Origin of the sequence: Rubrivirga sp. S365 (assembly GCF_032248475.1) — a bacterium.
GTDB lineage: Bacteria > Bacteroidota > Rhodothermia > Rhodothermales > Rubricoccaceae > Rubrivirga > Rubrivirga litoralis.
The window spans coordinates 2,166,310-2,190,256 of record NZ_JAVTTN010000001.1 but is presented as its reverse complement, the minus strand read 5'-3'; the positions used below and the strand labels follow the sequence as shown (position 1 = coordinate 2,190,256).

At 73.1% G+C, this 23,947-nt stretch carries 24 protein-coding genes; 16 read left to right on the top strand and 8 right to left on the bottom strand.

Annotated elements, in window-relative coordinates:
* Positions 1 to 11: 11 nt before the first annotated feature.
* Positions 12 to 1,421 (bottom strand): phosphoglucosamine mutase, encoded by a 1,410-nt coding sequence (glmM, locus tag RQM47_RS09440; RefSeq protein WP_314008680.1) that lies wholly within the window; start codon positions 1,419 to 1,421, stop codon positions 12 to 14.
* Between the two features lie 229 nt (positions 1,422 to 1,650).
* Between glmM and cyoE the strand changes: the two genes are divergently transcribed.
* From cyoE to RQM47_RS09415, 5 genes are all read left to right on the top strand, one after another.
* Positions 1,651 to 2,577 (top strand): heme o synthase, encoded by a 927-nt coding sequence (cyoE, locus tag RQM47_RS09435; protein WP_314008677.1) that lies wholly within the window; start codon positions 1,651 to 1,653, stop codon positions 2,575 to 2,577.
* A 52-nt stretch (positions 2,578 to 2,629) separates the two neighbouring features.
* Entirely contained in the window at positions 2,630 to 3,697 is a 1,068-nt protein-coding gene (locus RQM47_RS09430) for an ATP-binding cassette domain-containing protein (protein WP_314008674.1), read from the top strand.
* A complete protein-coding gene (locus tag RQM47_RS09425) occupies positions 3,694 to 4,461 on the top strand; it encodes an ABC transporter permease (RefSeq protein ID WP_314008671.1) in 768 nt (255 codons plus the stop codon). The genes RQM47_RS09430 and RQM47_RS09425 overlap by 4 nt, the downstream gene beginning before the upstream one ends.
* 181 nt (positions 4,462 to 4,642) lie before the next feature.
* Complete coding sequence (locus RQM47_RS09420) at positions 4,643 to 5,323, top strand: HAD family hydrolase (RefSeq protein WP_314008669.1); 681 nt, start codon at positions 4,643 to 4,645, stop codon at positions 5,321 to 5,323.
* 135 nt (positions 5,324 to 5,458) lie between these two features.
* Complete coding sequence (locus RQM47_RS09415) at positions 5,459 to 5,899, top strand: VanZ family protein (RefSeq protein ID WP_314008667.1); 441 nt, start codon at positions 5,459 to 5,461, stop codon at positions 5,897 to 5,899.
* Here the strand turns inward: RQM47_RS09415 and RQM47_RS09410 are convergent.
* Complete coding sequence (locus RQM47_RS09410) at positions 5,835 to 6,743, bottom strand: fructosamine kinase family protein (RefSeq protein ID WP_311661692.1); 909 nt, start codon at positions 6,741 to 6,743, stop codon at positions 5,835 to 5,837. The two genes, RQM47_RS09415 and RQM47_RS09410, sit on opposite strands and share 65 nt — an antisense overlap.
* Before the next feature lie 100 nt (positions 6,744 to 6,843).
* Complete coding sequence (locus RQM47_RS09405) at positions 6,844 to 7,335, bottom strand: low molecular weight protein-tyrosine-phosphatase (protein WP_311661694.1); 492 nt, start codon at positions 7,333 to 7,335, stop codon at positions 6,844 to 6,846.
* A gap of 490 nt (positions 7,336 to 7,825) precedes the next feature.
* Here RQM47_RS09405 and RQM47_RS09400 point away from each other — a divergent pair, with 490 nt between their 5' ends.
* The 11 genes from RQM47_RS09400 to RQM47_RS09350 all read left to right on the top strand — a co-directional run bounded on the left by RQM47_RS09400 (position 7,826) and on the right by RQM47_RS09350 (position 19,319).
* Positions 7,826 to 8,665: a HipA family kinase gene (locus RQM47_RS09400; protein ID WP_314008665.1), complete on the top strand. Its 840-nt coding sequence runs from the start codon at positions 7,826 to 7,828 to the stop codon at positions 8,663 to 8,665.
* A 63-nt stretch (positions 8,666 to 8,728) separates the two neighbouring features.
* Positions 8,729 to 9,109, top strand: coding sequence for a DUF3037 domain-containing protein (locus tag RQM47_RS09395; protein ID WP_314008663.1), 381 nt, complete (start codon positions 8,729 to 8,731; stop codon positions 9,107 to 9,109).
* A 70-nt stretch (positions 9,110 to 9,179) separates the two neighbouring features.
* On the top strand, positions 9,180 to 10,013 hold the full coding sequence (locus RQM47_RS09390; protein WP_311661700.1) for a hypothetical protein: 834 nt from the start codon (positions 9,180 to 9,182) through the stop codon (positions 10,011 to 10,013).
* Between the two features lie 311 nt (positions 10,014 to 10,324).
* Positions 10,325 to 11,482 carry a glutamate--cysteine ligase gene (locus tag RQM47_RS09385; protein ID WP_311661702.1) on the top strand — a complete coding sequence of 386 codons (1,158 nt, stop codon included), beginning with the start codon at positions 10,325 to 10,327 and terminating at the stop codon, positions 11,480 to 11,482.
* A gap of 363 nt (positions 11,483 to 11,845) precedes the next feature.
* On the top strand, positions 11,846 to 13,042 hold the full coding sequence (locus RQM47_RS09380; RefSeq protein WP_311661704.1) for an amidohydrolase: 1,197 nt from the start codon (positions 11,846 to 11,848) through the stop codon (positions 13,040 to 13,042).
* Positions 13,043 to 13,051: 9 nt separating this feature from the next.
* The gene (locus RQM47_RS09375; RefSeq protein WP_311661706.1) at positions 13,052 to 13,699 is read left to right on the top strand and encodes a hypothetical protein; all 648 of its coding nucleotides are present in this window, start codon (positions 13,052 to 13,054) and stop codon (positions 13,697 to 13,699) included.
* A 233-nt stretch (positions 13,700 to 13,932) separates the two neighbouring features.
* Entirely contained in the window at positions 13,933 to 15,279 is a 1,347-nt protein-coding gene (locus tag RQM47_RS09370; protein WP_311661708.1) for a lamin tail domain-containing protein, read from the top strand.
* Positions 15,280 to 15,505: 226 nt separating this feature from the next.
* Complete coding sequence (locus RQM47_RS09365) at positions 15,506 to 15,901, top strand: HesB/IscA family protein (RefSeq protein WP_311661710.1); 396 nt, start codon at positions 15,506 to 15,508, stop codon at positions 15,899 to 15,901.
* A 126-nt stretch (positions 15,902 to 16,027) separates the two neighbouring features.
* A complete protein-coding gene (locus RQM47_RS09360) occupies positions 16,028 to 18,577 on the top strand; it encodes an ATP-dependent Clp protease ATP-binding subunit (protein WP_311661712.1) in 2,550 nt (849 codons plus the stop codon).
* 128 nt (positions 18,578 to 18,705) lie between these two features.
* Positions 18,706 to 19,008 (top strand): type II toxin-antitoxin system ParD family antitoxin, encoded by a 303-nt coding sequence (locus tag RQM47_RS09355; RefSeq protein ID WP_311661714.1) that lies wholly within the window; start codon positions 18,706 to 18,708, stop codon positions 19,006 to 19,008.
* Complete coding sequence (locus tag RQM47_RS09350) at positions 19,005 to 19,319, top strand: type II toxin-antitoxin system RelE/ParE family toxin (protein WP_311661716.1); 315 nt, start codon at positions 19,005 to 19,007, stop codon at positions 19,317 to 19,319. Before RQM47_RS09355 ends, RQM47_RS09350 begins: the two co-directional genes overlap by 4 nt.
* Before the next feature lie 130 nt (positions 19,320 to 19,449).
* On the opposite strand, the gene RQM47_RS09345 is transcribed toward RQM47_RS09350, so the two are convergent.
* From RQM47_RS09345 to RQM47_RS09325, 5 genes are all read right to left on the bottom strand, one after another.
* Positions 19,450 to 20,385: a DUF3667 domain-containing protein gene (locus RQM47_RS09345; protein ID WP_314008660.1), complete on the bottom strand. Its 936-nt coding sequence runs from the start codon at positions 20,383 to 20,385 to the stop codon at positions 19,450 to 19,452.
* Between the two features lie 113 nt (positions 20,386 to 20,498).
* Positions 20,499 to 20,894, bottom strand: coding sequence for a T9SS type A sorting domain-containing protein (locus RQM47_RS09340; RefSeq protein ID WP_314008657.1), 396 nt, complete (start codon positions 20,892 to 20,894; stop codon positions 20,499 to 20,501).
* A gap of 95 nt (positions 20,895 to 20,989) precedes the next feature.
* Positions 20,990 to 21,772 (bottom strand): rhomboid family intramembrane serine protease, encoded by a 783-nt coding sequence (locus tag RQM47_RS09335; RefSeq protein ID WP_314008655.1) that lies wholly within the window; start codon positions 21,770 to 21,772, stop codon positions 20,990 to 20,992.
* A gap of 106 nt (positions 21,773 to 21,878) precedes the next feature.
* Positions 21,879 to 22,478 (bottom strand): hypothetical protein, encoded by a 600-nt coding sequence (locus tag RQM47_RS09330; RefSeq protein ID WP_314008652.1) that lies wholly within the window; start codon positions 22,476 to 22,478, stop codon positions 21,879 to 21,881.
* Positions 22,479 to 22,538: 60 nt separating this feature from the next.
* Positions 22,539 to 23,915, bottom strand: coding sequence for a nucleotide sugar dehydrogenase (locus RQM47_RS09325; RefSeq protein WP_314008649.1), 1,377 nt, complete (start codon positions 23,913 to 23,915; stop codon positions 22,539 to 22,541).
* Between the last annotated feature and the right edge of the window lie 32 nt (positions 23,916 to 23,947).

Here is a 23,947-nt window from a genome sequence, read left to right as displayed (position 1 = left end):
GGGCGGGGTGGTTACGCCTCGCCCAGCACCTCTGCCTTGAACCGCTCCGCAAGCGCGTCGGCCGCCTCGGGCGACCCGGCCTCGGTGTAGACCCGGAGGATGGGCTCCGTGTTCGACTTGCGGACGTGCGCCCAGCCCTCGTCGAGGTCCACCTTCACGCCGTCGACCGTCGAGACGCGGCCGCCGGCGTAGCGCTCGGCGAGGGCGGCGAGGAGCGCGTCGGCGTCCATGTCGTCCGTGAGTTGGACTTTGTGCTTGGCGATGGCGTAGTCGGGGAGGCCGGCGCGGACGTCCGACAGCGACTGCCCGGTCTCGGCCAGGTGCTGGAGCACGAGGGCCACGCCGGCGAGCGCGTCGCGGCCGTAGTGGAGGTCGGGCAGGATGACCCCGCCGTTGCCCTCACCGCCGATCACGGCGTCGTTCGCCTGCATGGCGCGCACGACGTGGATCTCGCCGACCGGCGAGCGGTGCACCGTCGCGCCGTGCCGGGCCGCCACGTCCTCGATCGCGCGGCTGGACGAGAGGTTCGTGGCCACCGCCCCGCCCCGTTTGGCCAAGAGGAAGTCAGCGGCCACGACCTGCGTCAGCTCCTCGCCGAAGAAGACGCCGCCGTCCTGGACGAACGCGAGACGGTCGGCGTCGGGGTCCACGATCACGCCCAGGTCCGCCCCGCTCTCGCGGACGCGGTCGAGGATCTGGCCGATGTGGGCGGGGAGGGGCTCGGGGTTGTGCGCGAAGCGGCCCGTCACGTCGGCGTTTAGGACCTCGACGTCGGTCACGCCCAGGGCGTCCAGGAGGGCGGGGAGGGCGAACGCGCCGACCGAGTTGATCCCGTCGACGACGACCTTGAACCCGCGCCCGGCGATGGCCTCGGGGTCGACGTACGGGAGGTCGAGGATCTTCTGGACGTGGTAGCCGAGCACGTCGTCGGTCTCATACGTCCCGATCTCGTACGCCCCGACGGTGTGCGCGGCGACGTCTTCGTCGGCGAGCGCCAGGACCTCGGCGCCCTCGTCCGGGCCGAGGAACTCGCTCGTCCGGTCCAGCAGCTTGAGCGCGTTCCACTCGGCCGGGTTGTGGCTGGCGGACAAGATGATGGCGCCGTCCGCCTCGTGCTTGAGGACGCCCATCGCCACGCTCGGCGTCGTCGCCAGGCCCACGTCGACGACGTCGCAGCCGGCGGCCTGGAGCGTGGCCGTCACGATGCGCGCGCAGACGTCGCCCGTGATTCGGCCGTCGCGCCCGACGACGACGCGCGGACGCCCTGCTGGGTCGCCCTCCGCCCCGCCCGAGCCGCCCCGCCCCGCCCGGCGCTGGCGGACCCACGCGCCGAAGGCGGCGGCGTAGCGGGTGAGGACGGCCGGGTCGAGGCCGTCGCCGAAGACGCCGCGGATGCCGGAGACGGAGGCGATAAGAGGCATGGATGGGGAGTTGAAAGTGGAGAATGGAAAACGGGTACGCCGGACGAGGGAGCGCCGGCCCTACGCCCTCCACGAAAGTACTGGGGCGGAGGTCCAGCGCAGGGACGCCGCGCCGAGCCCCCACGCTCCACGCTCCGTTTTCCACTCGCCCACGCTCCCTTTCCTCCCTCTCTTGACGGAACTCCCCCCGCCCCGCCCGTTTCCTAGCTCCACCCCACGCCCGCACACGATGAGGCCGTCCCCGGCTAGCTCTGCGACGACACCGGCTGCCCACGCCGAGGCGGCCTCGACGCTGTTCGCGGACTACAAGGAGCTCTCGAAGCCGGGCATCACGGCGTTCGTCGTCGTCATGGCAGCGTCGGGCTACGTGCTGGCGGCGCCCGGGCCGATCGCGTGGGCGCAGCTCGTCGGGCTCATGCTGGGCACGGCGCTGACCGGGGGCGGGGCGGGCGCGCTCAACCACGTCCTCGAACGGGACCACGACGCGCGCATGGCGCGGACGGCGCAGCGCCCGCTGCCGGCCGGCCGGCTCGGCGTCCCGGCCGCCGTCGTCTTCGCGCTGGGGTCCGTCGCCTTTGGCGGCGCCGTGCTCTGGGCGACCACGAACGCGATCACGACGGGCCTCGCGCTTGCGACCGTCGCCCTCTACGTCCTCGTCTACACCCCGCTCAAGCGGCGGACGGTCCACAACACGCTGGTCGGGGCCGTCCCCGGCGCGCTCCCGGCGCTGGGCGGGGCGGCGGCGGCGACGGGCGCGCTCGACGCGACGGGCTGGGCGCTGTTCGCCATCCTCTACCTGTGGCAGCTCCCGCACTTTTTCGCGCTGGCCTGGATGTACCGCGACGACTACGCCGGCGCCGGCTTCCGCATGCTGCCCTCGGCCCGGGGCGGGGCGGCGTGGACGGCCCGGATCGTGCTCGTCTCAACGCTCCTGCTCCTCGTAGCCGGCGTGCTCCCGGCCGTCGTGGGGCCGGCCGGGCTGCTGTTCCTGGGCGGCATGGCCCTCTTGGGGACGGCGTTCACGCTGCCGGCGTTCTCGTTCTCCTCGGAGCCCTCGGACGAGCGAGCGCGGCGGCTGCTGCTGGCCTCGATCGCCTACATCCCGGCGTTTTTCGTCCTCGTCGTGCTCGACTTCCTGCTCCGGCAGGCGCTCTAGCGCGGGGCGACGGCCACCCCGCCCACCGGCTCCCCTCTGCCCCATCCCGCTCGTGACCGCCCCGCCCGCCCTCTCCGTCCGCGATCTGGCCCACGCCTACGGCGACGTGGCGGCGCTCCGCGGCGTGACACTCGACGTGGCGCCGGGCGAGCGCGTCGGGCTCCTGGGCGCGAACGGGAGCGGCAAGACGACGCTCATGCGGGCCGTCTCGACGCTCCTCGTGCCCGATGCCGGGACCGTGACGGTGGGTGGGGCGGACGCCCGGCGCGATCCGGCGGCCGTCCGCCGGCGGATCGGTGTCGTGTTCCAGAGCCCGGCTCTCGACGACGCCCTTACGGTCCGCGAGTCGCTCGCGCTCCAGGCGGCGCTCGCGGGGCTCGGGCGGGGCGAGGCGCGGGCGCGGATCGACGACCTGCTCGGGCGGCTGGACCTGGCCGACCGCGCCGACGCCCGCGTCGGGACGCTCTCGGGCGGGCTCGCGCGCCGGGCCGACCTCGCGCGGGGGCTCCTCCACCACCCCGCCCTCGTCCTCCTCGACGAGCCGACGGGCGGGCTGGACCCGCTCGCGCGCGTGGCGCTCTGGGACACGCTCGACGGCCTCCGCCGCGACCACGCACCGCAGGCCGAGGGCTCGGCGCAGCTCGTGGCGACGCACCTCATGGACGAGGCCGAGCGGTGCGACCGCGTGGCGGTCCTCGACGCCGGCCGCCTGGTGGCGCTCGGCACGCCGGCCGCGCTCAAGGCCGCGCTCGGCCGCGACGCCCTCTGGCTGGACACCGACGACGCCCCGGCGCTCGCGGCACGGCTCGGGCACGAGCGCCTCGACGCCCGCGCGGTGGGCGGGCGCGTACTCGTCGCCGCCGACGACCCGGGCGCCCTTCTCCCCGCCCTCTACGCGCGGCCCGACGTCCGCGCGGCGGCGCTCAAGGAGCCGTCGATGGACGACGTGTTCGCGGCCGCCGTCGGCGGCGCGTTCGCCGGGGGCGGGGCGGGCACGTCCACCCCGCCCGGCATGGGCGGCGACGGCGCGGGCGGGGCGGGGCGGCACCACGACGAGGCGAGCGGAACGGTGCCGCCGGCGATTATCGACCCTCTTCCTTTGGATCCAATAACGGAATGACGGCTGCCGTCCTCGCCCTCTGGCGCCGCGAGGTGCTCGTGTTCGTCCGCGACCGCGCCCGGTTCGTCGGCGTGCTCGCGCAGCCGGTCCTGTTCTGGGTCCTCTTTGGGTTCGGGTTCCAGGACGCCGTCTCGGTCCCCGGCTCCGACGCCTCGTACCTCGAGTACCTCCTGCCGGGCATGATCGTGCTGGCCGTGCTGTTTACGGCCATCTACTCGACGATCTCGGTCGTCGAGGACCGGCAGTCGGGCGTGCTCCAGGCGGCGCTGGTGGCGCCGCAGCCACGGCTCGCGATCGTGCTCGGCGTAGTCCTGGGCGGGACGACGCTGGCGCTCCTCCAGGCCGTCCTCATCGGGCTCCTGGCTCCGTTCGTGGGGCTGAGGCCGGGCGTAGGCGGGGCGCTCGTGGCGGTCGGGGCCGCGGGCCTCGTCGGCGCCACGTTCACGGCGCTGGGGTTCGGGATGGCGTGGCGGCTCAAGACGACGCGGGCGTTTCACGCAGTCATGAACGTGGTGCTCATCCCGATCTGGCTGCTCTCGGGCGCCTTTTTCCCGCTCTCGGGCGCGCCCGACGCTCTCCGCTGGGTCATGCTCGCCAACCCGGTCACGCACGGCGTCACGCTCCTGCGCTACGGGCTCGAAGGGCTCCCGGCGGGCGTGCCGGGCACGACGCTCGGCCTCCTCCCGTCGGCGCTCGTGACCGTGGGCGGGGCGGTGCTCGCGGTGGTCTGGGCGGCGGCGACGGCGCGACGGCCGGTGTATTGAGCGGGGCGGGAAGGTGTCGGAGCATGAGGCAGGACGTCAGCGATCCGATAGGAGGCGCGACCTCTAGAGCGACTACCACCGGGCGGGGCGGAGTCAGCACCATGGCTCCACCTCCACCCCTCTTCACCCCCGCCCGCCCGGCGGCCGCGTAGCCTGTGCGCTCCCCCACCCCGCCCCGGCCATGCCCGTTCTCCTGTTCGACATCGACGGCACGCTCCTCCAGTCGAACGGCGTCGGCCGGCGGTGCATCGAGAGCGCGCTGGAGCGCGTCGTCGGCGGGACGCTCGACACGTCGGACGTCTCGTTCTCGGGGAAGACCGACCCGCAGATCTTCCGCCAGATCCTGACGGCCGCCCGCGAGGCCGGGCTCGACGTCTCGGACCTCGACGACGCCCACGGCGCGTTCGGCGACGTCTACCGCGACCTCATGCGCGAGTGCCTGCCGACGGCCCACGTCGAGGCGCTCCCCGGCGCCGTCGACCTCGTCCGCCGCCTGGCCGCGGACGGCGTGCCGCTGGGGCTGCTGACGGGCAACCTCCGCGAGCTGGCCTACGCCAAGGTCGGGCGGATCGGGCTGGGCGAGGCCGAGTTCCCATTCGGCGCATTCGGGAGCGACGCCGAGGACCGCAACGCGCTCCCGGCGGTCGCCGTCGAGCGGGCGGGGCGGGCGCTGGGACGCGAGGTGGACCCGGCCGAGGTGGTCATTATCGGCGACACGCCACTCGACATCGCGTGCGCCCGGGCCGGCGGGTGCGTCGCCGTGGCCGTCGCGACGGGCCGCTACGGAATGGATGAACTGGGCGGGGCGGACGTCGTGCTGGACTCGCTTGAGTCGTTTTCACTGGAGGCGCTTTCCGCCTGAGCCGAGCGCGACGGCCGTGCGGATTGTCTGCGCATCCGGCCGCGGGCGGACCAGAGCGGCGGGTCGCGGGTTGTAGGGGATTCCCCTCTTTTGCCCCTCCGCCGCCGGAGAGGTCGCCCGCTCTTCTCGAAGGCCATGCCCCTCCGCCCCACCCGCCTCGCGATCGCCGCCGCCTGGTCGGTTCTGGCCGCCCTCGGTCTGTTCCTGCCGGGGCGCGTCTTCCCCGCGCTCGGCCCGATCATCACGACGGCGGCCCACGTCGTCTTTTTTACCGGCTTCGCTGGTCTGTGGGCGTGGGCGCTCCCCCGGTTCGCCGTCTACATCGTCATCGCGGCCGTGTTCGTCGCCGTCGGCACCGAAGGGTTCCAGATGGAGATCGTGCCGGGGCGGGGCCTGGAGACGCGGGACCTGTGGGCCGACTTCGTCGGGATCGGCCTCGGCTGGGGGCTCGCGCGGCTGTGGCGGCGTCGGCGTATGAATCGGGCCTACCGTCCCCGCCGCCGCCGCTCGGCTACGCCCCCCCGAACCGGCGCAGCGCGGACTCGACAGGGCGCCGGTAGCTCGGTCCATGCGTGAGGTGGTTGATGAGGTGGTACAGGTTGTACACCTCGCGGCGCTCCGGGTAGCCCCGTTCGAGCGGCTGGGCCTCGCGGTAGCCGTCGTAGAACGGGGCGTCGAACCCGCCGAACAGCTCGGTCATGGCCAGGTCGGCCTCGCCGTGGCCGACGGAGACGGCCGGGTCGATGAGCGCAAAGCGGCCGCCGGAGGTGGCGAGCGCGTTGCCGCCCCACAGGTCGCCGTGCAATAAGGCTGGGGGCGGGGCGGCCGGGAGCAGGTCGGGGAGCCGCGCGACGAGCCGGTCGAGGAGCGGGTCCCACGCCGCGTCCCACGCCCCGCGCTGGCGCACGGTCTCGGCCTGCGCCCGGAGCCGCCGCTCGCCGAAGAAGGCGGGCCACGAGGCGTCCCACCCGTTCCGCTGCGGCTTGCTCCCGATCCAGTTGTCGGCGTCCCACCCGTAGCGGCCGTCGCCCGGCGCGGGCGCTCGGTGGAGCGCGGCGAGGGCGGCCCCGAACGCGCGCCAGTCGGCCGGGGCGGGGCGGGCGGGATCGATCCAGTCGAGGAGCACGAAGCCGGCCGCCCCGCCCTCGGCGGCCGCCCCGCCCTCGGTGGCGCCGCGCGACGCGAGCGGGGTGGGAACGGTGAGGCCCGTCCCCTCGGCCGCTGCGTGGAGGGCGGCTAGCCCTTCGGCCTCGGCGGCGTAGGTCTGCCCGGCGTCGCCCCGCCCCCACTTGAGGAAGAACCGGCCGCGCTCGGCGTCGAGGCGGGCCGCCCGCGACACGTCGCCGCCGCCGACGGACGTCGCCGAGCGGACGGCGCCGGTGTGGGGCTCGATGTCGGGGAGGAGGTCCGGCGGGATCATGGGCAGCGGGCGGTGAGGGTGCGCCGCCCGCGCCGAGGGCGGGGCGGGCGTCGCAGCGGGCGCCCGTCGCCCGCGGAACGGCGGCGCGCGGGCGGGGCGGTCAGATTCCGTAGACGCCGCGGAGCCGGTCGAGGATGGCCGTCGTCGTCCGGTCGGCGATGGCGTAGACCTCCTCGAAGCCGTCGCCGCCGCCGTAGTACGGGTCGGGCACCTGGTAGTCGCCGGGCTCGGGGTCGAACTCGCGGAACAGGCGGACGCGCGTGCCGTGGTCGCCGTCGGGGTCGAGGGCGAGCGCGTCGTGGAGGTTCTGCTTGTCCATGACGAACACGTGGTCGAACTCGTCGAGGTCGGCCCGCTCGAACTGCCGCGCGCGGAGTCGCGAGAGGTCGGCGCCGTGGGTGGCGGCCGTGGCCGTCATCCGCTCGTCGGGCGGGGCGCCGACGTGCCAGTTCCCGGTCCCGGCCGAGTCCACCTCGATCTGGCCGGCGAGCCCGGCGTCGACCACCTTCTGTTGGAAGAGGCCCTCGGCGAGCGGGCTCCGACAGATGTTGCCGAGGCAAACGAAGAGGACGCGGACGGGGCGGTCGGGCACGGGGTACGGGGTACGGGGTACGGGGTACGGGGTACGGGGTACGGGGTACGGGAAGATGGCCGCCCCGCCCCGCCGGCGCCACGGGGCGGGGCGGAAGTCGGGAGAAAGCGGGCAACGGGCTGAAAATGCGCCACCCCGTCCACGACACGCACGGGCGGGGTGGTCACCGTAGGGACACCACGTGTGGTGTCCGCATGAGGCACGACGCCCTGCCCAAACGGTTGACGGGCGGGGCCGTCGCCGTTGTTCAGAACCACCCCCGCCCCGCCCCATCGCGTTCCTACGGATGTGCGTCGTTGGGCGCGGCCGCGGCGGGCGGGGTGGCGGTGGACTGGGCCGTCCCGCCCGCCCTGGACACGACAAGTCGTGTCCCTACGGGTGCCGGTCGTTGGGCGGGGTGGCATCGGGCGGGGCCGAACAAAACCGCCGCCACCCCGCCCGCGCTTCCCCTTCCCCGAAACCCCGGGTGGGGCGGGGCGGTCTGTCGCCCGTGCTCGCCGTCCACCCCGCCCTCCGCTACGTCACGCCGCTCCGCGAGGGCGGGTCGCTGCCGGCCGTCGTCGAGACGGCGGCGGGGCCGTACGTGGTCAAGTTCCGGGGCGCTGGGCAGGGCGCGCGCGCGCTCGTGGCCGAGGTCGTCGTGGGGCGCCTCGCGCAGACGCTCGGGCTCCCGCTCCCCGACCTCGCCCTCGTCGACCTGGCCGAGGCGTTCGGACGGTCCGAGCCGGACCCCGAGATCCAGGACATCCTGCGCGCGAGCACGGGCCTCAACGTGGGGCTCGGGTTCATCGAGGGCGCTTTCCCGTTCGACCCGCTCGCGGCCGGCGACCTCGTCGCCCCCGAGACGGCCGCCGACGTCGTCTGGCTCGACGCGCTCACGACCAACATCGACCGGACCGCCCGCAACCCGAACCTCCTGGTCGCGCCAGGCGCGGGCGGCCCCGAGCTCTGGCTCATCGATCACGGCGCGGCCCTCTACTTCCACCACGACTGGGCGAGCGTGGACGAGGCCCGGGCGCGGACGCCGTTCCCGGCCATCCGCGACCACGTCCTGCTCCCGTTCGCCGGCGACATCGAGGCCGCCGACGCCCGGCTCGCCCCGCTCCTCACCGACGGCGCCCTCGGCGCCGTGCTCGACGACGTCCCGGACGAGCTGCTGCTCCACGCGCCGCCCGGCCACCCCGCCCCGTTCGCGTCCGCCGGGGCGGGGCGGCGGGCCTACCTCGACTACTTCCGTGCGCGTCTCGCGGCCCCGCGCGCTTGGGTCGCCGAGGCCGTCCGGGCGCAGGCGGCCGGGCCGGACACGACGCCGCTCGCGTACCGCCGGTAAGTGGGGAGTCCGCCCCGCCCTGCCGCTCCCACGACCGCCCCGCCCGCCTCCTGCCCGTTGCCCGTGACCGTCGCCTACGACTACGCGCTCGTCCGCGTCGTGCCCCGCGTGGTGACGGGGGACGCCGAAGCGGTCGGCGTGGTGCTCCAGGCGCGGCAGGCGCGCTTCCTCAACGTCCGCTTCGTGACGACGGCCGAGGCTGTGGCCGCGCGGTGGCCGGGCGTTGACGCCGGCCTCCTCGCCCGCTACCTCGCCGCGTTCGCGGCCGTCGCCGCGGGCGGGGCGGCGGCCGCCCCGCTCGGGCTGCTCCCGCCGTCCGAGCGGTTCCACTGGCTGACCGCCACGCGCTCGACGACGCTCCAGACGTCGCCCGTGCGGACCGGCCGGACCGACGACCCCGAGGCGGCGCTGGACGCCATCGCGCGTGGGCTCCGGCGGCCTTGAAGACGCCGCGGCCTGGAACCCCGCCGGGCGGGGCGGGCGTCTAGCGGCCCCTCCCCCGACCGCCCCCCCGATGTACGACGACTTCGACGACGACGCGCCCGGCGCACCGCTCGACCCCGAAACCGTGGCCGCCCTCGACGGCGCCGCCGCCGACGCTTTTGCCCAGCGCAAGGCGCGGCTCACGCGGGTCCTGGTCGAGGGCGAGACGGGCGTCCAGTTCGAGTCGCTGGCCTTGTTCGCCGAGCCCCTCTTCGCGCTCTACGGCCTCGACGCCGCCGACGCCTTCCGCCTCCGCGCCGAGCCCGACGCCGTCGCCGACGACGCGGTCGCGCTGCTCGAAACGGCCCGGGTCCTGTGGGCCTTTCTCTCGATGCCGCCGGCCGACCGGGCGCACCAGCGGGCGTCGCTCGCGGCCCAGCTCGTCGGCGAGGACCCGTCGGAGGAAGACTGGATGGGGCTCGACGGGCTCCTCGAGACGGCCGAGATCCACTGGCAGGCGCTGCTCCCCGAAGAGGTCGAGATGGCGCAGGAGACGGGGCACGAGACGCTCGACTTCGAGGCGCTCCTCCACCACCCCGCCTTCCGCGTCGGCCCCGAGGACGACGACGCCACGCACGCCGGGTTCGGCGAGGGAAGCCTGAGCGAGATCGAGGCGCGCGCCCTGTTCGCGCAGCCGCTCCTCGACGACCCCGCAACGCAGGCCGACGCCGACGCCTTCGAGACGGCCCTCGCGCGGGCCGACGACTACTGGGCGCTCGCGCAGTCGGCCGGCGACGACGCCGACGCGGCCGCGGCCGCCTTTGCCCGCGAGCATGCCGACGGCGACGAGGCCGCCCTCCGCGACGAGGCCCGGCGCATGATCGCCCGGTTCCGCGAGCTGTTCCCGGAGCACGCGGGCCAGTAGGTCGGTGGGTCGGTGGGCCGCATCGGGCGGGGTGGCGCGTAGCGGACGGGCTCTCCGCCCCGCCCGCCCAGGACGAGCATGGCGCCGTTGCACGCGTCGGCACGGCAGAGCTGGGCGGGGTGGCCCAGCAGACCGCCCCGCCCCCACGGCGACACCGGGCGGGGTGGCGGGTTCGGGCGGGATGGCGCGGCCGGCTGCCCCACTGATCTTCCACGGGTCCCCTTACCGACTCACGGATCCCCCCGGTTGTCGTTTGTCGGCGGGCGGTCGTTTCTTGGCGCCCGCCCCCCGGGTCCGCCCCGCCCCGTTTCATGGACGTCTCCTCGGCCAACGCGCTGGCCCCGATCCCCTTTCAGGGCTCGCCCGAGCCGACGCTCGGCGTCGAGGTCGAGCTCCAGATCGTCGACCCGTCGACGTTCAACCTTAAGCAAGGGTCGGTTGCGCTGCTGGACCGCGTCGGGCGCGACCACCCCAAGATCAAGCAGGAGCTCACGCAGTCGACGGTCGAGGTCATCACCGGGATCTGCACCGACGTCGGGCACTGCGTCCGCGACCTGTCCGAGTCGGTCCGCGAGCTCTACGCGCACTCGGCCGAGCTCGGCCTCGCGTTTTCGTCGGCCGGGACGCACCCGTTTGGGCAGTGGCGGGACCAGAAGATCTTCCCGAACGACCGCTACCAGGGGCTCGTCGACCGGATCCAGTGGCCCGCCCGGCGGCTCCTGATCTACGGGCTCCACGTGCACGTGGGCGTGTCGTCGGGCGAGAAGGCCATCGCGGTCTCGAACGCGCTGTCCAGCTACCTCCCGCACCTCCTCGCGCTCTCGGCGTCGAGCCCGTTCACGGACTTCGAGGATACCGGCCTGGCCTCGGCCCGGTCCAAGATCTTCGAGGGCATGCCGACGGCCGGGCTCCCGTACCGGCTCGCCAACTACGGCGAGTTCCAGAGCTTCATGAACACGCTCGTGCGGGCCGGGGCCATCCAGACGATCCGCGAGATCTGGTGGGACATCCGGCCGCACCCGAACTTCGGGACGCTGGAGGTCCGCATCTGCGACTCGCCGTCGACGATGGAGGAGTTGGCCGCGCTCGTAGCGCTCACGCAGTGCCTCGTCGTCGCGCTAGGCGAGCGGTACGACACGGGCGCCCCGCTCCGGCTCCTCGACCCCTGGATCCTACGCGAGAACAAGTGGCGGGCGTGCCGGCATGGGCTCGACGCCGACGTGATCCGCGACAACGAGGGCGACCACGCCCCGCTCCGCGAGCAGCTCCCCGACCTCGTCGCCAAGCTGGAGCCGGTGGCCGACCGGCTGGGGTGCCTCGCTGAGCTCCGCGGGGTCCACCGGGTGCTCGAAAGCGGCGCCTCCTACGAGCGCCAGCGGCGGACGTACGCGGCCACGCAGCGGCTCCCCGACGTCGTCGCCTCGCTCGCGGACGAGTTCCGCGAGAGCGTCGAGGCGGCCCCGGCGTAGCAGCGGGCAGCGGGCAGCGGGCAGCGGGCAGCGGGCAGCGGGCAGCGGGCAGCGGGCAGCGGAAGATGCACCACCCCGCCCGCACCGCACGAGGGCGGGGCAGGCATCGTAGCGGCGTTGCATGCAACGCCGTCGGGCACACCGCCGGGCGCCGCCGGGCGCCGCCGGGCGAGCCCAGGGCGGGGTGGTGCAGGGTCGCAGCGCCGCCCCGCCCACCGGGACGCCCGCGGGCGGGGCGGACCCAAACGGCGCGGCCGCGGGTTGGCAGACCGCCCCGCCCGCCGCCGCCCCGCTCCACGCCTCGTGGGCGGCTTGGTCCGGTTCTGGCGGGGCCCCGCCGTTTCGCTGCCCCCCCGGTACCCCGTGCAAATCACCGACGCCACGCGCCCCGCCCTCGCCGACCTCGATCTCCGCAGCGAGCTGTCGACGCTCCGCCGCGAGCTCCACCGCTACCCCGAGCTCGGGTTCGAGGAGCGCGCGACGGCCGAGCGCCTCCGGTCGTGGCTCGTCGAGCGCGGCCTCGAACCCTCCGCCCCGCTCGCCGGGACCGGGTTCATGGTCGAGGTCGAGGGCGAGCGCCCGGGGCCGACCGTGGCCTACCGGGCGGACATGGACGCGCTCCCCATCCAGGAGGCCACCGACGTCCCGTACCGCTCGTGCACGCCGGGCGTGATGCACGCCTGCGGCCACGACGGGCACATGGCGATCGGGTGCGGCGTGGCCCTCCTCGCGAGCCGCCGGCGCGACGAGATCGCCGGCACGGTCCGGGTGTTTTTTCAGCCGTGCGAGGAGCGGATGCCGTCGGGCGGACCGCGCATGATCGCCGACGGCGTGCTCGACGGCGTCGCCGCCGCCTACGCCGTCCACCTCGAGCCCACGCTGCCGGTCGGGCGCTTCGGGTTCCGCTCGGGGCCGCTGACGGCGGCGTGCGCCCCGTTCGTGGTCACGGTCGCGAGCGACAAGTCGGGCCACTCGGCGCGGCCCCACGAGGCCGTCGACACGGTCTGGGTGGCGACGCAGGTGGCGACTGAGCTGTACCAGCTCGTCGGGCGCGTGACCGACGCGCGCAAGGCGGCCGTGCTCACGCTGTGCCGGTTCCAGGGCGGCGACGCCCTCAACGTGATCCCCGCCCGCGTCGAGTTCGGGGGGACGCTCCGATGCGTCGACGGCGAGACGCTCGCGTTCCTCCGCGAAAAGGTCCGCCGCGTGGCCGGCGCGCTGGGCGCCGTCTACGGGGCCGACGTCGACGTCCACTTTGAGCCCTCGCTGCCGGCCGTCGTCAACACGGCGCCCGAGGTGGTCGCGGCGCGGACGGCGGCCGTCGACGTGCTCGGGGCCGAGGCGGCGGTCGACCTGGCGCTCCCGAGCATGGGCGGGGAGGACTTCGCGTACTACCTCGAGCGCGTCCCGGGCGCCATGGTCCGCGTGGGCTCGGCGGGCGGGGCGGACACGCGGTACCCGCTCCACCACGCGCGGTTCGACCTCGACGAGGCGGCGCTGCCGCTCGCGGCCCGGCTGATGACCGAGGTGTGCATTCGCGACCTCACCTCCCGAAGCTGACGTCGGCCCGTGCTCCACTTCGCCTTCGTCGCCGCCCTCACCCTCGTCGCCGCGGCTGCCCGCGCACAGCCGGCCGCCCCGACGGCGGAGCTCGTCAACCTGTACGCCGTTGTAGAAGCTGAGGGGGCCGAGGAAGCCGTTTCCACTTCCTCCTCAATGCCTGTCGAGGATGGGACGCTGGTCTGGGTCCGCTCGTGCGACAGGGCGACCGACGACGGAGCCCTGTGCTGGGTACTCGTCGATGCCCCTGATGTCTCCTACGCGCTTCTGGACATGCCTCGACGGGACTTGAGGTTTCTGAAGCCCGTGGCGCCGATCACGGCCGATGCCCGGGGGACTGGAGCCCCGAATGGGTTCGAAATCGTCTGGGACGAGACGGATTGGGCCGTCGGACCGTCGTTCAGCGCCCTCAGCGCCCGGGCGGGGCCGAGCACCGACTACCGCACTCTGTTCGAGGTCGAGCGAGCGAGCGAAGACGTGATCCGGCTCGAAGCCTGCGCGCCCAAAACTGACGGTGCCGCCGGACGGTGGTGCCTCGCCGAAGTGCATGGCCCTGGGGACCTGCTCGATTATAGTGGGACGTCGTCCCGGGTCGGGTTCGTGTACACGGCGGCCCTCGTCCCGTACGTGTTCGATATGGGAGAGGAGTACGAGTGATGTGCGGGTGGTGCGACCACCGGCCGCGGTTTGCCAGGTTGCGCCCTCCCCGCCCGCCCAAAGACAAGCGGAGCGGCGTTACATGCAACGGCGGGGTGGGACGGGGCTTGAGCCGGAGAAGTTGGGCAGGCCGCCCCGCCCCTCTGCGCGCCGCCTGCGGCAGCCGGACGCCGTTTAGCCCCGGCGCCCTAGGTTGGCGGCACGCCACCCCGCCCCGCCCTCTGGGACCGCCTATGCGCTCGACGCTCCTCCTCTGCCTCGCCTTCGCCGCCCCGCCCGCCCTCGCGCAAGCGCCCAGCCCGGGCGACGTGGTCATCAACGAGGTGATGTACGACCCGCCGGCGCCGCAGCCGCCCGGGAACGAGTGGCTCGAAGTCCTCAACCGCTCCGGCCGCACGGTCGACCTGGGCGGGGTGGCGGTCGCCGACGACGGGGACGTGTCGGCGCCCGTCGCCGCCCCGCTCGCGCTCACGCCCGGCGCGTTCGCCGTCTTGGTCCGCAACGGCGAGGCGTTCGCCGCCGCCTACCCCGGCGTCCCGTTTATCGAAGTCGACCGCTTCCCCACGCTCAACAACAGCGGCGACCGCCCCGCCCTCATCCTGGACGGCGCGGAGCTCGACGCCGTCGCCTACACGTCGGCCTGGGGCGGGGCGGACGCCTCGCTCGAACGGCGCGACGCGGACGGCCCCTCGGTCCGGGACAACTTTGCCACCTCGACCGCCCCGGCCGGCGGGACGCCCGGCGCCCCCAACGCGCGGTCGGCCCCGAGTGGCCCGCCGCTCCCGCCCGGCAGCGTGGTCATCACGGAGGTGATGTACGACCCGGCGCTGGGGAGCGCGGGCGAGTACCTCGAAGTGTTCAACGCGACCGACGACCGCACGGTCGACCTCGCCGACCTGTCCCTGAACGACGGCGGCCCGCTCGTCGACCGCCCCGCCCCGCTCGCGCCGGGCGCGTACCTCGCGCTCGTCCGCGACCCGGCCGTGTTCCGCACGGCGTTCCCCGACGCCGCGCTCCTCGACGTGGGCGGGGCGGCAAGCCTGCCGAACGCGGGCGGAGCGGTCGTCCTCCGCGCGAGCGGGGCGGCGCTCGACTCCGTCGCCTACAACCCGGCGTGGCACCGGCCCGAGTTGGATGACGCGGCGGGCGTCGCGCTGGAGCGACGCGACCCGGCCGGGGCATCCAACGCGGCCTCGAACTGGTCCTCGTCGCTGGCCGAGCGGGGCGGGACGCCCTCGGCCGAGAACAGCGTCGGGCTCGCCGACCGCCCCGCCCCGCGCGGCGATCTCGTCGTCACGAGCCCGTTTGCGCCCGAGCGGGGCGAGGCCGCCGAGATCACGTACGCGCTCGGGTCCGAGGCCGCCCTCGTCCGCGCCCGCGTGTTCGACGGCGGCGGCCGGTCCGTCCGCGAGCTCGAGCCCGGCCGCCTCAGCGGCTCGACGGCCCGGCTCGTGTGGGACGGCCGCGACGACGCGCGCCGGCCGCTCCGGGCCGGGATCTACGTCGTGCTCGTCGAGGCCGTCGACGTGGCCGGCGGGACGACCGAGGCGCAGAAGGCGGCCGTCGTGCTCGCCCGCTGACGCCGCGGGCGGGGCGGGTAAGCCCCGCGCCCCGGGCGGCGTCAGACGGGGCGGCGGTCCCGTACCTTCCGACCGACGAGCGGGGCGGCCCCGACGGCAGAGCCCGAGGACAGGTCCGCAGGGCGGCCCGCCTGCTCGAAGGCGGACGCAGATTCCACACGGCCCGCCGCACGGACGGAACAGCGGTCGCCGTTCTCTGATTCGACCCACAGACCCCCCGGGACCCATGAGCACCGTACAGACCGCGCCGGCCGAGCCCGCCGCCCCGCCCGCCCTCCCCGCCCCCGTCACGCTCTCCGAGCGGGCGCTCGCCGAGGTCCGCCGGATCGTCGCCAACAAGCAGATCCCGGCCCAGTTCGGGCTCCGCGTCGGCGTCAAGGGCGGCGGCTGCTCGGGGATGAGCTACGTGCTCGGGTTCGACAAGCACCGCGAGCACGACCTCACGTTCGCGCTCGACGCCGCGGCCGACGACCCCGTCACCGTGTTCATGGACAAGCGCCACGGGCTCTACCTCATGGGCACGACCGTCGATTACCACGACGGCCTCGACGCCCGCGGGTTCGTCTTCGACAACCCCCAGGCGACGCAGACTTGCGGCTGCGGCTCCTCGTTCGCCGCCTGATCCAGTGTATCAGTCCGTCAGTCCTCAGTGAGTCAGTGTTCGCCCCGGCGGCACCGCCCCGCCCCGACCACTGACGACCGGACGCGCTGACCTACCGACTCACTGAACACTGACCCACCGACTCTAATGGAAGGCAACTTTTCCAACCGCGTCCGCGACGTGATCTCGTACTCCCGCGAGGAGGCGATCCGGCTCGGGCACGACTACATCGGGACCGAGCACCTCCTGCTCGGGATCATCCGCGAGGGCGAGGGGATCGCCGTCAAGATCCTCCGCAACCTCGGGTGCGACCTGTTCAAGCTCAAAAAGGCCGTCGAGGACACGGTCCGCTCGACGGGCGGCACGCTGACGGTCGGGAACATCCCGCTGACGAAGCAGGCCGAGAAGGTCCTCAAGATCACCTACCTCGAAGCGAAGCTCTACAAGTCCGACGTGATCGGGACCGAGCACCTGCTCCTGTCCCTGCTCCGCGACGACGAGAACGTGGCGGCCCAGATCTTGCAGCAAGCGTTCTCCGTCACCTACGACGCCGTCCGCGCTGAGCTCGACTCGATCCTCAGCGGCAAGGCCTCCCCCCGCGCCTCGGCCGACGAGCCCTCGGGCCGCGGCCGCGGCTCCCGCTCCTCCAGCAGCAAACGAGAGATGGCAGAAAAGTCCAAGACCCCGGTCCTCGACAACTTCGGCCGCGACCTGACCACGCTCGCCGAGGAGGACAAGCTCGACCCCATTGTCGGGCGCGAGCAGGAGATCGAGCGCGTCGCGCAGGTCCTCAGCCGCCGCAAAAAGAACAACCCCGTCCTTATCGGCGAGCCCGGCGTGGGCAAGACGGCGATCGCTGAGGGCCTCGCGCTCCGCATCGTCCAGCGCAAGGTCTCGCGCATCCTCTACGACAAGCGGATCGTGACGCTCGACCTCGCCGCGCTCGTGGCCGGGACCAAGTACCGCGGCCAGTTCGAGGAGCGGATGAAGGCGGTCATGAACGAGCTCGAGAAGAACCAAGACGTCATCCTGTTCATCGACGAGCTCCACACGCTCGTCGGCGCGGGCGGGGCGTCGGGCTCGCTCGACGCGTCGAACATGTTCAAGCCGGCGCTCGCGCGCGGCGAGATCCAGTGCATCGGGGCGACGACGCTCGACGAGTACCGCCAGTTTATCGAGAAGGACGGGGCGCTCGACCGCCGCTTCCAGAAGATCCTCGTGGACCCGGCCACGCCCGAGGAGGCCGTTGAAATCCTGACCCAGATCCAGCCCAAGTACGAGGCGCACCACAACGTCGAGTACGACGAGGGCGCCATCGAGCTGACGGTCAAGCTCTCGGAGCGCTACATCACCGACCGCCACCTGCCCGACAAGGCCATCGACGTGATGGACGAGGCCGGCGCGCGCGTCCACCTCGCCAACATCAAGGTGCCGGCCGAGGTCGTCGAGCTCGAGGAGAAGATCGAGACGGTCAAGGAGGAGAAGAACCAGGTCGTCAAAAGCCAGAACTTCGAGGAGGCCGCCCAACTCCGCGACCGCGAGAAGAAGCTCCAGGAGGAGCTCCAGAACGTGAAGGAGGAGTGGGAGCGTCAGGCCGAGGACGAGACGTACCCGGTGACGGAGTCCGACATCTCGGCCGTCGTCGCCATGATGACGGGCGTGCCGGTCGACCGCGTCCAGACGTCGGAAGGCGCTAAGCTCCTGAACATGGAGCAGGAGCTGAAGGGGTCGGTCGTGGGCCAGGACGAGCCCATCCTCAAGCTCGCGCGGTCCATCCGCCGGACGCGCGCCGGCCTCAAGGACCCCAAGCGGCCCATCGGCTCGTTCATCTTCCTCGGCCCGACGGGCGTGGGCAAGACGGAGCTGGCCAAGCGCCTCACGGAGTACCTCTTCGACACCCAGGACGCGCTCATCCGCATCGACATGTCGGAGTACATGGAGAAGTTCTCCGTGTCGCGGCTCGTCGGTGCGCCTCCCGGCTACGTGGGCTACGAGGAGGGCGGGCAGCTGACCGAGAAGGTCCGTCGCAAGCCGTACTCGGTCGTGCTCCTCGACGAGATCGAGAAGGCGCACCCGGACGTGTTCAACATCCTGCTCCAGGTGCTCGACGACGGCATCCTGACGGACGGGCTCGGCCGCCGGGTCGACTTCCGGAACACGATCATCATCATGACCTCGAACATCGGGGCTCGGGACATCAAGAACCTGGGCAAGGGCATCGGCTTCTCGCTGTCCGAGGAGACGTTCGACTACACGAAGATGAAGTCGACGGTCGAGGACGCGCTCAAGCGCGTGTTCAACCCCGAGTTCCTCAACCGGATCGACGACGTCATCGTGTTCCACCCGCTCGAGAAGAGCCACATCCTGGAGATCATCGACGTGATGAAGCAGGACCTCTTCGCGCGCGTGAACGAGCTCGGCATCGAGATCGACCTGACGGACAAGGCCAAGGAGTTCCTCGTTGAGAAGGGGTTCGACCCCCAGTTCGGCGCCCGCCCGCTCCGGCGCGCGATCCAGAAGTACGTCGAGGACCCGATGGCCGAGGCCATCTTGACCAACGACCTCGAGGAGGGCGCCAAGATCACGGTCGACTACAAGGGCGAGGGCGAGGAGCTCGCGTTCAAGACCAAGAAGCCGCGCAAGAAGAAGGCGGCCGCCGAGGCGCCCGAGGCCGAGGAGGAAAAGTCGGACGACTAGCTCCCCGCCCGCTCTCTTGATCTGCCGCCCCGCCCGCGTTCTGTGGGCGGGGCGGTCGCGTTTCGGACGGGCGTTGGCGCTTGCCGGCGCTCCACTCTATCCTACGGCCCCCACGCCTTCCCGCTCCGATGAACGTCTCCCTGCCCTCCCAGCTCGACGCGTACGTTCGAGACCTCGTGCGGGGCGGCGACTACAGCTCTGCGTCCGAAGTCGTCCGCGAGGGGCTACGGCTTCTGAAAGAGAAGAGGGAGCGGGACGAGGAGACGGCAGAGCTCCGGCGGCTCGTCCGAGAAGGCCTCGCCAGCCCCGCCGTCCGCGTGACACGTGGGGAGATGAAGGCGCTTATGCGAGACCGGATGGCCCAGCTCCGAGGCGAGGTCGAGCGCGGCGACCGCCCCGCCCCCGGCGGCTCCGCCGGGGCCGAAGCTTGAGGGCGTACGACCTCCACGAACGAGCGGTCGCCGACCTGCTCGACCTCGCTGAGTTCGCTAGGGCATACGACGAGGAGGCCGGCGACGAGCTTGTCGACGACGTGTTCGACAGCTTCGAGCGACTGAGCGCATTCCCCCACCTGGGGCGGAGGCGGCCAGAGCTGGCGCCGGCTCTCCGGAGCTTCGCGTTGAACCGGCGGCGTGTAACGGTCTTCTACTACGCCCAACCGAACGCGCACGACCGGGTCCTGATCGCCAGAGTCCTTCGTCAAGAGCGGGGTGTGGGTGCGTCCGAATTTGAGGAGGTGTAAAGGGACGACTCTGAGGAGGAGGCCGATCCCCGCCCGCTCTCTTGATCTGCCGCCCCGCCCGCGTTCCGTGGGCGGGGCGGTCGCGTTTCGGGCCGGCCTCTCCCCCACCCCGCCCGCGCGGGCGGGGCGGTCAGGGCGCCGGCACGTCGACGGTCCAGAGCGTGACGAGGAAGAGGACGAGGCGGTAGCCGGTTGTGACGAGCGGCGACAGGCCGAACCCTACGACGGCCGAGACGAGGCCAGCTTGCCACCACCGCACGGCGTAGGCACGGCGCACAGCGGCGACGAGGTACGCGAACACCATCGTCATGACGACGGGGTCCATGCTGCGGCTTGCCCACTGGACGAGCGGGCCTGACCCGAGCCAGTTGCCCACGAAAACCAGGGGTACCCAGACGAGGGCGAGAGCGAGCGTCCCCGCCATCGCAAACGCGACGTAGTGCGTCGAGAACACGAGGTACCGGACCCCCGATGCGCGCGTCCAGAACAGAGCGAGGGCGAGGCACAGCGCGAAGCCTGGAACGAAGAGGCCGATGAGCGTTGTCGCGAGCGTCCCGCTCTTCTGGTCAAAGGCCGCGTCGTACACGTCCTGCTCAACGCCAGCCGCTTCCGACCCTGCCGCGAGGCGGGACGTGGCCCACTCACCATAGAGCCCCATCTCCCGCTGGCCGTCAGCGCTCCCCAGGAAGGCGCTTGTGGCTCCGAACGCGCTGAGGGTGAAGAAGAACGCGACGTTCGCGACCAGAAAAATGCGGATCGGGCGGACGTAGAGCCCGCGCCGCCCGCTGAAATACTCGACCGTCAGCTTGCCCGGGACGAACAGCGCTTTGAGCGAGCGCCACAGCTTCCCGTCCGCGCTCGTGGCTTCGTGGAACTGCTCGCGCAGAAACGACCCCAACCGCTCGTCCTCGGCCCGCGGCCGGCGCTCGCCGCAGGCGTGGCAGTACGGCCCCACCACCCCGCCCCCGCACGCGGCGCAGGTCGGCGCGGCCGCGTCTTCCACCCCGCCCGCGACGGGCGGGGCGGCCTGGACGTCCAGAGCGGGCGGGGCGGGCAGCGGCGACACGAGCGGCAGAGGCGAGGCGGCCGGAACCTAGCGCCACCCCGCCCCCCCTCTGGGCCACAAAAAAGCGCCGGCCTCTCTGGAGGCCGGCGCAGCGTAACGGCGGGCGGGGCGATCTACCGGACGAGCGCGACCGAGCGCGTGGCCGTCGCGCCGCGCCCGTCCTGGGCGCGGACGATGTAGAGGCCCGGCGGGAGGTCGCCCGCGTCGATGCGGAGCGTGTACGTCCCGGGGCGCGTGTAGCCCTCGTGGAGGAGCGCCACGCGGCGGCCGAGCGCGTCGTACATGGCGACCGTCAGCGTAGTCGGCTCGTCGATCGTCAGTTCGAGGCGCGACGAGGCGGCAAACGGGTTTGGGCGGGCCGTCGAGAGCCGGAACGGCTGCGGCACGTCGCCGACCTGCTCGAACGCCGCGCGGGCGGGGCCGTCCGGCGGGGCCGCAAGCGCCGACGGGACGGCGGCGCCCACAAGGGCGACGGCGGCGAAAACCTGAAAAGCGTGGCGAAGGGGCATCGGCGCGGGGCAGACCGGGAGAACAAGCCTCCGGGAAGATCGGACATACAGTGTCTAGACACAAACGGGTCCCTCCGCAATCCTCGTGCCCCGTCTCACCGCCGGCGCCCCACCGCCTCGGCCCGTGCCAGCGCGTTGGGCTGCTCGCGGAGGCCCCGAGCGCGGAGCACGAGCGCGATCACCACGCCGGTTACGAATCCGCCTACGTGGGCACCGTACGCAACGCCGCCCATCTGCTCGGCCGAAGCGATCGCGCCGTACCCGTTCACAAACTGGAACGCGACCCACAGCCCGAGCACGACGACGGCCGGGACCGACACAACGCGGAAAAAGAAGAGGGCGTAGACTCGGTTCGTCGGGAAGAGGACGAGGTAGGCCCCGAGCACGCCCGAGATCGCCCCGCTCGCACCCAGCGTCGGGACGAGGCCGTGCGGGCCGAGCGCCACCTGGAGCGCCGTCGCCGCGACGCCGCTCGCGAGGTAGAACAGGAGGAACGGGCCGGTCCCGAAGCGGTGCTCCACGTTGTCCCCGAAGATCCAGAGGTAGAGCACGTTGCCGGCGATGTGGGCGTAGCCGCCGTGCATGAACATCGATGAGAGGACCGTGAGGTAGATCCACGGCGCCGGTCCCGGCCCCGGCCGCTGCGGGATGTCGGCCGGCGTGCGCACCTCGGCGGCCGGGTCCACACCTGGGATCGGCCGGTCGTTCGCAAGGTCGCGGCCCGACGTGATCTCCTCGGGCACCGCGCTCCACCCGTAGGTGACGGCCGGGTCGGCGAGCTGGAGCCCGAACACGAGCACGTTCGCGACGATGAGCAGGATGGTCGCCCACGCCGGCCCGTCGAGGAGGCGGTCGTCGTCGCTGATCGGGAAGAGCACGGGCGGGGCGGCGGGGGCCGTCGTGAATGAGGCCGCCCCGCCCCCAGATCCCACGCACCCGCCCCGCCCTCGGTGGGCGGGGCGGAGTTGTTGACCAGGCGCCGCGCTACGCGGGCGGGGCGGCGTCGGCCGGGCGGCGGAGGCGGCGGAGGTCGTGCCGCTGGTACGCCCGCATCCGGCTGCGGAGGCCGCGGAGGTAGCGCGCGCGCTCGGCGAGCACCCACCGGACCAGCCACACGACGGCGGCGGCGACGAACGCGAGCCAGATCGGGTGGAGCGGGAAGTGCTGGAACAGCCACTCGCGGACGCCGATCTGGCCCGGCACGCGGAACTCGTCGGGGACCCGGTTCGCCGCTTGCTCGGCGGCCTCGCGGGCGCGGGCCTCGACGTCTTCGAACAGGCTCCGCGCCACGAGGTCGGTCTCGGGCGTGGCCGTGCCGAAGATGGCCGCCGTCGCGCTCCACGGGACCCACTCGTGCAGCGCGACCCCCGCCCCGCCCACGAGGAACGCCGCCACGACCGGAAAAACCACGCCGCGGACGAGCACGCGCCGCCGCTCCGACCGCTCGGTCGCCTGGCGCCGCGCGCTCGTCGACCCGTCGGCGCGGCGCGCGAGCCGCCCTGCCCGGACCCACGCCTCGTGCGGCCACGCCGTGAGGACGAAGGCGACGACGAGCACGGGGACCGCGACGGCGATCCAGGTCACGGGCGGGGTGGGGTAGGCCGCAGGACTTCTAGGATACCGCCCCGCCCTCGCCCTGCAACGCTACGCCAGCGACGGGACGCTGTCGGCGAACACGCCGTCGCCCGAGATCCCGATGACGCGGCCCGGACCCTCGACGCCGCGGAGAACGCCGCGCGTGTCGACGATGAGCGGGGCGTGCCGGCGCACGGCCGCGTAGTCGACCGTCGTGTGGTCGGTGACGATGACGACGGCGTCGGCCGACGAGAGCGCCTCCTCCGTCAGGTCCACGCTGTGGAGCGGGAGGCCGGTCAGCGTCGTGTGGCCGTCGTCGGCGATGACGGGGCAGAACGGGTCGTGGTAGCCCACGTTGGCCCCGTTCTCCTGAAGCAGCCGGAGGATCTCCAACGCCGGGCTCTCGCGGAGGTCGTCGATGTCGCGCTTGTAGGCCACGCCGAGCACGAGCACGCGGCTCCCGCGGATGGGCTTGGCCACGTCGTTGAGCGCGTCGGCCACCTTGCGGACGACGAACGAGGGCATCTCGGCGTTGATCTCGCTCGCCACGTCGATCATCCGCGTCTTGTAGGCCAGCGACCGCATCTTCCACGACAGGTAGTGCGGGTCGAGCGGGATGCAGTGGCCGCCCAGCCCGGGGCCGGGCGTGAACTTCATGAACCCGAACGGCTTCGTCGCCGCCGCCTCGATCACGTCCCACACGTTGAGGCCCAGCCGGTCGCACGCCTGCGCGAGCTCGTTGGCGAGCGCGATGTTGATCATGCGGAACGTGTTCTCGTAGACCTTCACGAGCTCGGCCGCGCGCGCGTTCTCGGTCGGCACGAGCGCGTCGAAGATGGTCTCGTAGAGGGCGACGCCGGCCTCGGCGCACGCGTCCGTCACGCCGCCGATCACCTTGGGCGTGTTCTTCGTCTGCCACGTCTCGTTGCCCGGGTCGACGCGCTCGGGCGAGTAGCACAGGAACACGTCGCGGCCCACGACGAGCCCGGACTCCTCGAGGAGCGGGCGGAGCACCTCGTCCGTCGTCCCCGGGTAGGTCGTCGACTCGAGCACCACGAGCTGCCCCGCCCGGAGGTGGTCAGCGACCGTCCGCGTGGACGCCAGGACGTACGAGAGGTCGGGGTCCTTGATCTTGTTGAGCGGCGTCGGCACGCAGAGCGAGACCGCGTCGCAGTCGGCGAGCCGCGCGGGGTCGGTCGTCGCCTCGATCTGGCCGCTCTCGGCGTACGGCGCCAGCGTCTCGGACGGGACGTCCTGGATGTGGCTCTCGCCCGCGTTGATGGCCGCGGCGACTTCGGGATCGACGTCCAGCCCGACCACGCGGTACCCGGCGCGGGCCACCTCGACGGCGAGCGGGAGCCCGACGTACCCGAGGCCGACGATGCCGACGACGGCTGTGCGGTCCTCGACGCGGGACAGGAACTGCTGGAGGGGGCTCTCGGACATGGCGGAAGATGGCTGGGGGTCCTGCGGAGAGG